The following is a 9,477-nucleotide window of genomic DNA, read 5'->3' as shown; positions in this document are numbered from 1 at the left end:
TCAGCCCCGACGAATACCTCGCCCAAAACCCCGCAAACGCATAACATTTAATTAGGAGTCCAGCTTTCGGGGACCACTCCAGCAACCCGTTCGTATTCTCATTGGAGCCCCGCTGCCACGGTGAATGAGGGTCGCAGAAGTAGATGGCCATTTTCGTGGCCATGGTGATCTGGCGGTGTTGGGCCAGTTCGGTGCCCTGATCCCAGGTCAGCGACTTAGCCAGGTGTGCTGGGAGGGTCTTGATGGCCGCCAGGAGACCGTCACGGACCGCGATGGCGCCGTGGTCCTCGGGCAGGTGGATGAGGATCGTGAACCGGGTCTGGCGCTCCACGAGGGTGGCGATGGCCGAGCGGCAATTTGAGCCCAGCACCAGATCCCCTTCCCAGTGGCCAGGGACGGCGCGGTCTGCGACCTCGGGGGGCCGTTCGCTGATCAGGATCATGTCTGGGATCTTCCCCGAACTCTTAGCAGCGGTGGAGCGTCTGGGACGCCTCATCGCACGGCCGGTGCGCAGGTGTTGGTGCAGGTCAGCGCGTAAATGACCGCGGCCCTGGACATACAGTGCCTGGTAGATCGTTTCGGGACACACCTGCATCTCCGTCCGGTCTGGGAACGCCGCGGCGAGGTGGTCGCTGATCTGCTCGGGGCTCCACTTCACGCACAACTTGGCCTGTACTAAGGATGCCAGTTCCAAGTCATCAAACTTACTGGTCTTGGGCCGGCGTCCGCGCAGCTCGGCCCGTTTCTGGGCAGCATACGGAGCGTACTTCCGCCGCCCCCGCGGACCCGGTTCAGGGCCGTTGCGGTGCAGCTCACGGCTGACCGTCGAAGCCGACCGTCCCACCTCTCGGGCGATCCCCCGCACACCGGTCCCGGCCAGATGCAGATCGGCAATCCGCAGCCGATCCTCTAGGCAGAGGTACCGACCCGACGGCTCCGGCTTGGCACGCGGGATCCGCCCACCGGTTGCTTGCCGCCAACGTCGTCCAGTTTGTCGATTCACACCCACAGCATCACACGCCGCCGTCAACGTGGAGCCCTGCGCCATCAACACCCAGAACCGCGCCTCTTTCTCGATCCGTTCCTTCTTCGACAACATACGCAGCACCTCACATCAATAGAGGTGTTGCAACGACCGCTTGAGCTCGCCATCACCTACCGGGTAGGAGGGCATGGGCAGACCAGGATGAGCGCTCATCAGGTCCGCCATCACGGCGGTCAATTGCATAAAGTCGTTCCGGACCCGGACATACCCGGCCGATAACACTGGCCGTTCGAGTTCGCGGATGGTGATGCAGGCCGAGGGAAGCATTCCTGGCCCGTCACGGTGCTGGGAAAGGACCGCTTCGCGGACGGCGGCGGGCTGGGACGGAGTCATGAGGACAACCTCTGCACTAGGTGAATGCCGGTCTATTACCGGATAAACCTCAGCGTAGGAGCGCTACCGGACAGGTCTTGTCCGGTAAGCAGGGCAGGATATGAACCATGTGGGACACGTCCGAACGTCTGCTGAAACTCTTGTCGCTGCTCCAGCGCCAACAGGAATGGAGCTCCAACTCGTTGGCTGAAGAGCTGGGGGTCACGGCCCGAACAATCACCCGCGACATCTCCAGGCTCCGGAGCCTCGGCTACCCGGTGACGACCAGAAAAGGACACGGCGGCGGTTACACCCTCCAGAACGGGGCTGTCCTTCCGCCGATCATGTTCGAGGCCAAGGAAGCAGCCGCTGTCCTCCTCGCTTTGGAGGACTACGCGACGACGGCAGGGACCTCGGCCCACGCCCGCACGGCCCTGGAAAAGCTTCAAAGAGTCATGCCGTCACGGGTGCAGGCAGCAACCAAGGCACTGGCGAGCCACACCACTACGATCGATCTCGGCAGCCCGATCGGCGTCGACACACCGGACACCGACGTCACGACGCTCCTGCTGCTAAGCCGGTGCTGCCGGGATGGACGACAACTCAATTGCACCTACCGGCACTACTCCGGGAAAAGCCGGTCACGCGTCTTGGAACCCCTGCACCTGGTGCGCGCCATGGGCCGCTGGTACCTCCTCGCCTACTGCACCGACGATCAAGACTGGGCCGTGTTCCGGGCAGACCGCATCACCGACGCAAAACTCTCACCCCATAGCGCCCAAGCCCGCCAGCCGCCGGCTACCGACCTCGACGAATACGTGAGCCAGGCAATAGCCAAAGGATGGCAACAGGTCACCGCGACCGTCCGCGTCTACGCGGCAAAAGCAGAGATACAACACTGGATATCCCCCGCCTGGGGAACCGTCACCGAAGAATCCGCGGATACCTGCATCGTGGAAGCCGGAGCAGACACCTACGACTCAATAGCCCGTTGGCTCCTACTGACCAAAGCAGAACAAACCATCATCACCCCGCCCGAACTCGCCCATTCCTTCGAGCACATCGCGCTGCAAAGCCAAAGAGCAGCAACCTCCTGGGCTCCTGAGGAAGAACCACCCAATACAAAACCGCCAGTCAAAGCCGCAACTTAACCGCCAAATTCCGCTAGCAGTCACATCGGTGGGCTCTTCGCCAGGGAACTTCCTGCCCAGCCCTCTCCACCACGGGCAGAACTGCTGGAGCCCTCGCGATGCCCCGTGATGACCTGAGCCGGGCTATACGCATAGGCCCGATTCACATGATGATGAGGCACCAGCGGGCCTGAAGCGCCTTAGCGTTGGTTATTTCACTTTTTCACAAGCCACCCCAGGATGTGCACCGTGATGGTCTGGGAGTCGCGCGGGATCTGCCGGGGTGCCTGGCGGGCGCCCTCGGTCAAGGCTTGCAGCCACACCTCGAGTTGGTCCTTCATGACCGGTGGCAGGGTGCTGGTCTTGGCAGCGAAGTAGCGTTCGAGCCTGGTTGGTCGGTCCTCGATGAGCAGGCCGGCCGCGGCCAGAACGTCGATTGTGGAGATGACGTTGCCGGAGTATTGGCGCAGTTGCAGGACGTCGGTGGCGCGAATCTTCGCGGTTGGGGTGGGCCGCAGAATCTGCAGCAACCGCAACGAACGGATCACGTCGTTGCGTTGCCGCTTGCTCCACCCGGCTCTCTCTGCGTGTTCGCGGACGATGGCGGCACAGTAGCGGGTCAGGTCGCTGTCTTCGAGGCGGACACGCGCTGCGATGACTTTCGGATCGGGTGCCATGTCGAACAACGTCGACTGCACCCCGGCCTCAGCGGTGAACCCGGTGCCATGCTGGAAGGGCAGGTTGTTCTTATCCCGGCGGTTCCAGGGTGCGCGCTGCTCTGGGGTCAACCGTGGAGCCCGGCGGCGTTGGAAGCTCATGTTGGCGAAGAAGAGCTGTTGGCCACCTTTGGTCGCTCCGGCCAAGTCGAGGGCGCGTCCGGGCTGTTGGAGCATTCGGGCCTGTTCCAGACACAGTCGGCAGGCTCGCTGATCTCCGAGACGGGCAGTGCGGGCGCAGAAGTCGCAGACTCCTTCCGGGTAGTGGGTGCGCCACCAACGACACGGCCAGCACGTCCAGTTGTAGCGGCGGTAGACACCCCACGCCAGGCAGCCCTTGCACGAGCCCGGGTATTGCGGGCTGCCGGGATGGCAGCCGGCGCACATGCCCTGGCTGAAGTAGCCCTCACTGTTGCCGCACTTCGAACATGGCGGGGCGATGAACGGCCCACCTGGAATGCAGTCATAGCAGTAGTCCACCCGCGGGTAGGCCCACGCGACCCGGTTGACCTGGCAGCGGGTGCACATCGCCGGCGGCCGCAGCGGCGCCGCCGGACCCGGGGCTGGTGGACTCACGACAGTTCGACCTATAGGGGCGGCTCGGATCGCGGCTTGCCGAATCTCGGCGCCACTACCGGCGATACCCCGCCATCGCTGGCATCACTGCGCCGGTCATCGCCGTTGACGGTCTCGGCCCCGCGTGAACGACGTGCAGCGACCTTCTCCGGTTCAGGGCTCATCAGGTCCGAGGGCGTGCATTCCAGCACCGAGCAGAGCACGTCGAGATCTTCGAGTCTCATCGTCGGCGGTGTCCCGGCCCACCACGAGGACATCTTCCCGGCGCTGATCTCCAGCCCGGCATCGGCGATCATCCGGCGCATCTGCGCTGACTTCCAGACCCCGCGTTCAGCGGCTCTCATCCGCAGGTTCCACTGCACGGTTTCATCCTTCCTTATGTGTGGTTGCGAAGCGGGACTCGACCCGCTCATTGGCGTTCTTCCAGGCTTGCTCGACGTACTCGCTGCGCACATGAATGTAGCCCGATGTAGTCGCGAGCCACTGATGCCCCAACAGCTCCTGAAGGGCCTTGATATCCATCCCGGCCCCGTACAGCGAGGAAGCGCAATAATGTCTCAGGACGTGAGGAGTCATCCGTCCCGACCATGCCGGCAACCACTGATCGACCTGCAACCCCAGAGTGCGCCGCAGCGCGTTCTCACCCACCCGGCCGCACCGTCCCAGCTCGCGGTCGAACCGCTCCGACGGAAGCAAAGGTGCGTCGGGGTCAGCCCAGTCCTCGCCATACTGGTGCCGAACCTCGCCCAACCACCAATCGATCAGCTCGGCCGCACCGTTGATCGCGGGCACCAGCCGCGGCTTGGGGCCACGGCCGTGTGCTCCCTTGCCGAACCGCACGTGGAGTTTGCCGAACCCACCCAAGTCCGGACGCCAGTCACGAATGTCAAGCATCACCGTCTCATTGATCCGCAGCCCCAGCCGACGCCACAGCGAGGCAGCGAAGTAGTCGCGCGCGGCGGGCAGATACTTGCGGGCCTGCGGGATCGAGTGCCGCCAACAAGTAAAGAACATTTCGATCTCCGCATCGGACGGCGGCACCCGGACCTTGCCAAGCGATGCCCCGGACTGGCGGTTGAACTCATCGATGGGCTGGCCGACCAGCACCCCGGTCACCCGATGGATTCGACCCTGGTAACGGCTGATCATGAACTCATAAAACAACGCCAGTGTCCCTGCCTTACCGGCTCTGGTGCTCACACTGCGTCCCAGCCGCCTCTGTTCTGCCAAAAACCGGTCAGCGTCCTGGCAAGTCGCCACCCACAGTGCGCCGGTCACCGACCGGGCAAATTCGATGATCGTCGCCCGGGTATTGCGGATATGCGAGTCACTCAGACCAGCCGCCGCCATCGCCAGCGCGTACTGATCGACGATCTCCTGCTCAAAGTCCTCGGCCGCCTGCACACTCCAGCACTCCGGATCCATGGCGCCACCACCGGGCAACGCCACCAGCGCCATCAGCTACCAACTTCAGAAGGAGCGACCATGCGTCGACAATACGCCCATACCGTCACTCTCGTCGATGGTCCGTCGCTTCGAGCACCAAAGGGCTCCGAACCGATGTCACCTGCTTCAACACGAACCGCGGCCGCAGATAAGGCCAACGAACCTAAGCGAATAGAGATATCAGCCACCACTCTCCCGATTGACGACCTTTGGAACATGCGCCGGACGGAAACACTTGATCCGGCCTGACGAAGAAGGTTTGAAAGCTAAAATCCCGGAACCTTGACCGGTTAGAGGGCGTAATGTGGAGAATTATCTATGCATGACTTCTATCTGTCAATGGTTCGACCCCATTTCTGACTAATACAAAGATCTCCCTTGACAAAGCTGTGCAAGCTCGTTGAGGCTGAATAAGCAATTACTACAAGAAGGGGGAATAATAATGCAGAGTCTCATTTCCAAAATCAAAGAAGAGAAGTTGGCAGCGCTGCGCGAAGTAGCGTTGGACTGTTGCGCAGAAGTTGAGATCAACTAGTTTGGTTTCGTAATCAATAAATAAGCTGGTGCTAGTCGGCGAAATGCTGGCTAGCACCAGCTCTGCAAGGGGGATTGCAAAATTATTACCGATGCCTATAGGGACATGGTGAAGTCGCGGATTGAAGGGAGATCCGAAGAACTTCTTGACCTTCAAATCCGAGAAACGTTGAGGTTTCTAGCGATAACTTCCATGACAAGGGGTAGACGTCTACCGATCACACCAGATGTCGATGTCGTCTGGCACGAACTAATCCTGCAGACCGCAAGTTATGCGCGGCTATGCGCCAACTTGCCGGGACAAAGATTCCTCCACCACGAGTCGATTACGCCGCAGGAATACAACGAACGGGTCGGCGACGATCAGTTCGTGGAGGAATGGGTTCAGTGGGTTCCTGACTATGTACAGAATTTTGGCCCCTTCACGGAGGAATCGGCGGCTTGTTGGAATGTGGTCATCTTCCTTCGCGAAAAGATGGGGATGACTCTTGAGCAGATCAACGAACTTGGCCTCACTAGCGAGACAGCGATCCAGATAGACGGTTCCCCAACTCGATGAAGAAATTCCTCACATTAGGATCCCTCGCGGCAGCTACAACGCTCATCCCCGGCCTGCGAGCCTTCGTACTACTCGTCTTGGTACAAGCGGCTTATGGCTCCGCCGCCGCTGTTACTCTTGGCGTGTCTGTTCAGCTTTTGGGTATCACTCTGGTGTCCGTCGTTGGTCTATCAATCACGACGGTGTTCAGAGTGAAAAGGTCGAAAAGCCCTGAATCCGCTCGCGCTGTCGCGGTCGACACAGGCTCGCTCGCCTTTGCGGGAGCTTCAGTGGTCGTTACGGTTGCGATCGTCCTAGGGGCGCTCATCCCCCTCGTCCTACACGAAATTGACCATGTCCAGTTTCTTTCCTATTGGTACATCTCAATTTTAAGTTTGGTGACCTACGTCTTCACGGCCTGGCAGACAGGACTCCTACAGGCGAAAAACGCCGATTCGCACGGCTTTCGGATAACGGCAGTCACTTCCCTCGCATCCGTGGTAGGCGCCTTCACGATAACCCAAACTATTGAATCACCGTGGCAAGCTCTACCACTTATCGCCTTCCTAAACTTTTCATTCGACCTATGTGCGCTCTATTTGAGAACTCGGTCGGTTAGGTCTGTGTGGGGGTCTACAACGGACGGTCTTTGGAACGCAGCGATCCAAACCTTCTTGGCAAACGCGCCCGCGACCTTCAAAAAACTACCGGGAGTCGCTCGGGCGACCCTCGATGGGTTGATCCTCATGTTTGTCTTTTTCATCGCGGGGCTCGTCGCGTCATGGCAGGATGCAGGTATAGGGGCAGCGGTTCTAGCCGTCATAGCTTTCATGAGAACTCTTGTTCTGCCGCTCAAGCAATTTGGGATGGTGGCCGGCAGGCTGAACCTCACCAGCGGAGATTCGAAACCGACATCAATGCCACGAATGTTAGGTATTGTGACCCTACTATTAACCGCTGGCGCAATGATTCTCGTCGTTCTTTACCAGCTCGACGTATTCCCTCCTGGGGTAAGCGCGCTACTGATAGCCCTAATCATCGCTCAACTCGCCTTGGAACCCATTTCCGGATTCCTCTTCGCCTCAATGAAGATAATGGTTCGCCCCGATTTCGCGATGAAACCCCTTTATTTTATTAGCTTATTATTTACTATTCCGGCGCTTTTGATTATTGGCTTTACCGGATACTCCAGCGCAGAAGCAGTCTGGGCCGTACTGCTGCTGGCTCGCGTAGCCTTTTCCTTCTCGGTACTTGTACTTTATCGCCGGGCCCGGCTACCGATTAGGGCTGAGCAAGTTGGCCGGTGATTGGTTCGCCAGACCACCAATAGGCGTAACTTATGCGCTACATCCTTCAGACGTACCTTACGATTTCAAAAAAATGGTGCAGGCTCTGGTTTTAGAACGCCCTTGGAACAAATATACTTCCGGGTCGCTAGCCAATCTGAAACCACGGGTGTCGTTTGTCTTCCATACCGAAGCTGCCAATGTTCAACTGACAGTAGGCGCGGATGCGGCCCTGAAGCTTCTTCTGACAGATATCCCTCGGCAAACCATCGTTCACCCCCGGTACGGCTATCCCGGCTACGGTAAGTGGTCTAGAAACGCAGACCGGGTTCTAATCTATGATCACAAAGCCACGGCAGGGGAGTTGCTTTCATCAGTTGAAGGCATACAAGGGCGTCCTCTTCTGATCATATGCTGGCCTGGTAACCCTGTGGAGAACGAAAATTTGATGACCAGTGAGAGTCTGACCGCTTTATCGGTTCGCTTTGACGTCGTTATTGATGCTACCTACTTGTCTATTTACACCGAGACGTTTGTCGATCTATGCCGGCAAGCACAACATCACGGCCTGTTGGTCGTCTTCTCACTGTCAAAAGCTGTAGGTATACCCGCCGCTAGGCTGGGAGGGATTGTGGGGGATCCGAACAAGCTAAAGAGTCAAAAGGAAGTTGAGAAATTCCGTTGGGATCTCTTCCAATCGGCGGTAGCTGAGTGCGCGTTCTCGGAAGCAGGAATCCAAATCCTATCTGCGCACGCAGGACGTCTGGGCGAACTAGCAAGCAAGATTCGGATTGCCCTCCACAACGCTGGTATGCAAACATATGCAGGATCAGGAAACAACTTCGTTTCTGTGCCACTCCATGGAAAAAATGTTGCGCACTTTCCCTCGTCACACTTTCAGGGAAAGCTCTACCCTGACCTGAACCTCATGCGTCTGGACTGCAACAATCACAATCTAGAACTAATACGTGCCATGCCGCAGGCCTCGCCACCAGGAGCCGACATGGTTCTTTCTTAGAACAGGCGTGCACGCAAATATTCACCGAGTTCGCACCGCTACTGGCACCTCTGCGTATCTCACTCGGGCGTGTTCGTGAATCGAGGCGGCAGGTAAGTAATGGTGCAAAGGGCAAGGAGTCGGTCGCTCTGAGACTCGTACGCGACCATTTCGGTCCGTCCGTTGTTTTCCGGGCTGCGGTTGGTGGATGGCTACGGTGTCTGGCCCACCAGCACGTCGTAGCTGCTCAGCATAGTGGGCTCTTCGCGGTTCGTGGTGATTTCCGCTGCTGAGGAGATGTTCAGGCCGCTGTTCTAGCGGCGCTTCTCAATAGGATACGGGTTTTGTAGTTGGTGTTATTCACGAATCCTCGTCCGGTCCTTTTGATGTTCTTGATCGCGGTGTTGTTGGCCTCGACCTTCGCCGTGGTGGCGCCGGTGACGATGAGGACTTCGATCTCGTTCCACCACCGGCAGACCGTGCGGTAGAGCCTTCTGGCCTCGGGCTGGCCTGCACGGTCGACCAGCCGGCCGAGCTCGGCCTTCGCCGCGGTGGCATCGGCGATCGAACCGGTGCGCAGCAGTGTCCGGAGTTGTTCCTTCACGTCCCAGCTGCTCCAGTAGGCTTCGGGTGTGAATGAGGAAGAGCAGCTAACCGGAGGCAATACTTCGGACAGTGTTGCTCGCATCGGGAACACAGTACGGAAGACGTGGCAAAAAAGATCCGCAGCAATCCAGAGCTATCTACAGGCACTTCGCGAAGCTGGAGTAGATGCACCAGAACCGTTGGGGCAGGACTCCGACCACCGACACGTGGTCGAATACATCGACGGTGACCTCGCCCTGAACCAGCTGCCCCTCAGCATCGATGCCCTCACCCGCGTCGGTCGAATGGTCC

9 protein-coding genes and 1 pseudogene are annotated in these 9,477 nt (G+C 59.0%); 4 read left to right on the top strand and 6 right to left on the bottom strand.

The features are described 5' to 3' along the window. Together ABD059_RS14065 and ABD059_RS14060 are read right to left on the bottom strand one after the other, a co-directional pair. The coding region (locus tag ABD059_RS14065) for an IS30 family transposase (RefSeq protein ID WP_343881122.1) at positions 1-1,099 on the bottom strand (1,099 nt) is incomplete at its 3' end. A gap of 15 nt (positions 1,100-1,114) precedes the next feature. Continuing rightward, positions 1,115-1,378, bottom strand: a complete 264-nt coding sequence (locus tag ABD059_RS14060; RefSeq protein ID WP_343881120.1) for a hypothetical protein — start codon at positions 1,376-1,378, stop codon at positions 1,115-1,117. 107 nt (positions 1,379-1,485) lie between these two features. Here ABD059_RS14060 and ABD059_RS14055 point away from each other — a divergent pair, with 107 nt between their 5' ends. Beyond that, on the top strand, positions 1,486-2,508 hold the full coding sequence (locus ABD059_RS14055) for a helix-turn-helix transcriptional regulator (RefSeq protein WP_343881118.1): 1,023 nt from the start codon (positions 1,486-1,488) through the stop codon (positions 2,506-2,508). A gap of 194 nt (positions 2,509-2,702) precedes the next feature. Here ABD059_RS14055 and ABD059_RS14050 read toward each other — a convergent pair whose 3' ends face one another. The 3 genes from ABD059_RS14050 to ABD059_RS14040 all read right to left on the bottom strand — a co-directional run bounded on the left by ABD059_RS14050 (position 2,703) and on the right by ABD059_RS14040 (position 5,237). After that, positions 2,703-3,380 carry a hypothetical protein gene (locus ABD059_RS14050; protein WP_343881116.1) on the bottom strand — a complete coding sequence of 226 codons (678 nt, stop codon included), beginning with the start codon at positions 3,378-3,380 and terminating at the stop codon, positions 2,703-2,705. Positions 3,381-3,790: 410 nt separating this feature from the next. Next, a complete protein-coding gene (locus tag ABD059_RS14045; protein ID WP_343881114.1) occupies positions 3,791-4,141 on the bottom strand; it encodes a helix-turn-helix domain-containing protein in 351 nt (116 codons plus the stop codon). A 4-nt stretch (positions 4,142-4,145) separates the two neighbouring features. Further along, positions 4,146-5,237 (bottom strand): tyrosine-type recombinase/integrase, encoded by a 1,092-nt coding sequence (locus ABD059_RS14040; RefSeq protein ID WP_343881112.1) that lies wholly within the window; start codon positions 5,235-5,237, stop codon positions 4,146-4,148. Positions 5,238-5,952: 715 nt separating this feature from the next. Between ABD059_RS14040 and ABD059_RS14035 the strand changes: the two genes are divergently transcribed. From ABD059_RS14035 to ABD059_RS14025, 3 genes are all read left to right on the top strand, one after another. Further along, on the top strand, positions 5,953-6,318 hold the full coding sequence (locus ABD059_RS14035) for a hypothetical protein (protein ID WP_343881110.1): 366 nt from the start codon (positions 5,953-5,955) through the stop codon (positions 6,316-6,318). Next, positions 6,315-7,604 carry a hypothetical protein gene (locus ABD059_RS14030; RefSeq protein WP_343881108.1) on the top strand — a complete coding sequence of 430 codons (1,290 nt, stop codon included), beginning with the start codon at positions 6,315-6,317 and terminating at the stop codon, positions 7,602-7,604. Before ABD059_RS14035 ends, ABD059_RS14030 begins: the two co-directional genes overlap by 4 nt. A gap of 73 nt (positions 7,605-7,677) precedes the next feature. Beyond that, positions 7,678-8,601, top strand: coding sequence for an aminotransferase class I/II-fold pyridoxal phosphate-dependent enzyme (locus tag ABD059_RS14025; protein ID WP_343881106.1), 924 nt, complete (start codon positions 7,678-7,680; stop codon positions 8,599-8,601). A gap of 280 nt (positions 8,602-8,881) precedes the next feature. On the opposite strand, the pseudogene ABD059_RS14020 reads toward ABD059_RS14025, so the two are convergent. After that, positions 8,882-9,196: pseudogene (locus ABD059_RS14020) on the bottom strand (transposase); the annotation flags it as partial. Positions 9,197-9,477 lie beyond the last annotated feature (281 nt).

Origin of the sequence: Arthrobacter flavus (assembly GCF_039526005.1) — a bacterium.
GTDB lineage: Bacteria > Actinomycetota > Actinomycetes > Actinomycetales > Micrococcaceae > Arthrobacter_D > Arthrobacter_D flavus.
The sequence above is the reverse complement of the archived record's forward strand: the minus strand, read 5'-3'. Positions and strand labels throughout refer to the sequence as shown.

Bases quoted from the DNA above. Each gene is read 5' to 3' on its own strand.
- ABD059_RS14050 (WP_343881116.1), bottom strand. From the start codon at position 3,380: ATGCTCCAACAGCCCGGACGCGCCCTCGACTTGGCCGGAGCGACCAAA.
- ABD059_RS14030 (WP_343881108.1), top strand. From the start codon at position 6,315: ATGAAGAAATTCCTCACATTAGGATCCCTCGCGGCAGCTACAACGCTC.
- ABD059_RS14035 (WP_343881110.1), top strand. From the start codon at position 5,953: ATGACAAGGGGTAGACGTCTACCGATCACACCAGATGTCGATGTCGTC.
- ABD059_RS14040 (WP_343881112.1), bottom strand. From the start codon at position 5,237: ATGGCGCTGGTGGCGTTGCCCGGTGGTGGCGCCATGGATCCGGAGTGC.
- ABD059_RS14055 (WP_343881118.1), top strand. From the start codon at position 1,486: ATGTGGGACACGTCCGAACGTCTGCTGAAACTCTTGTCGCTGCTCCAG.
- ABD059_RS14025 (WP_343881106.1), top strand. From the start codon at position 7,678: ATGGTGCAGGCTCTGGTTTTAGAACGCCCTTGGAACAAATATACTTCC.
- ABD059_RS14060 (WP_343881120.1), bottom strand. From the start codon at position 1,378: ATGACTCCGTCCCAGCCCGCCGCCGTCCGCGAAGCGGTCCTTTCCCAG.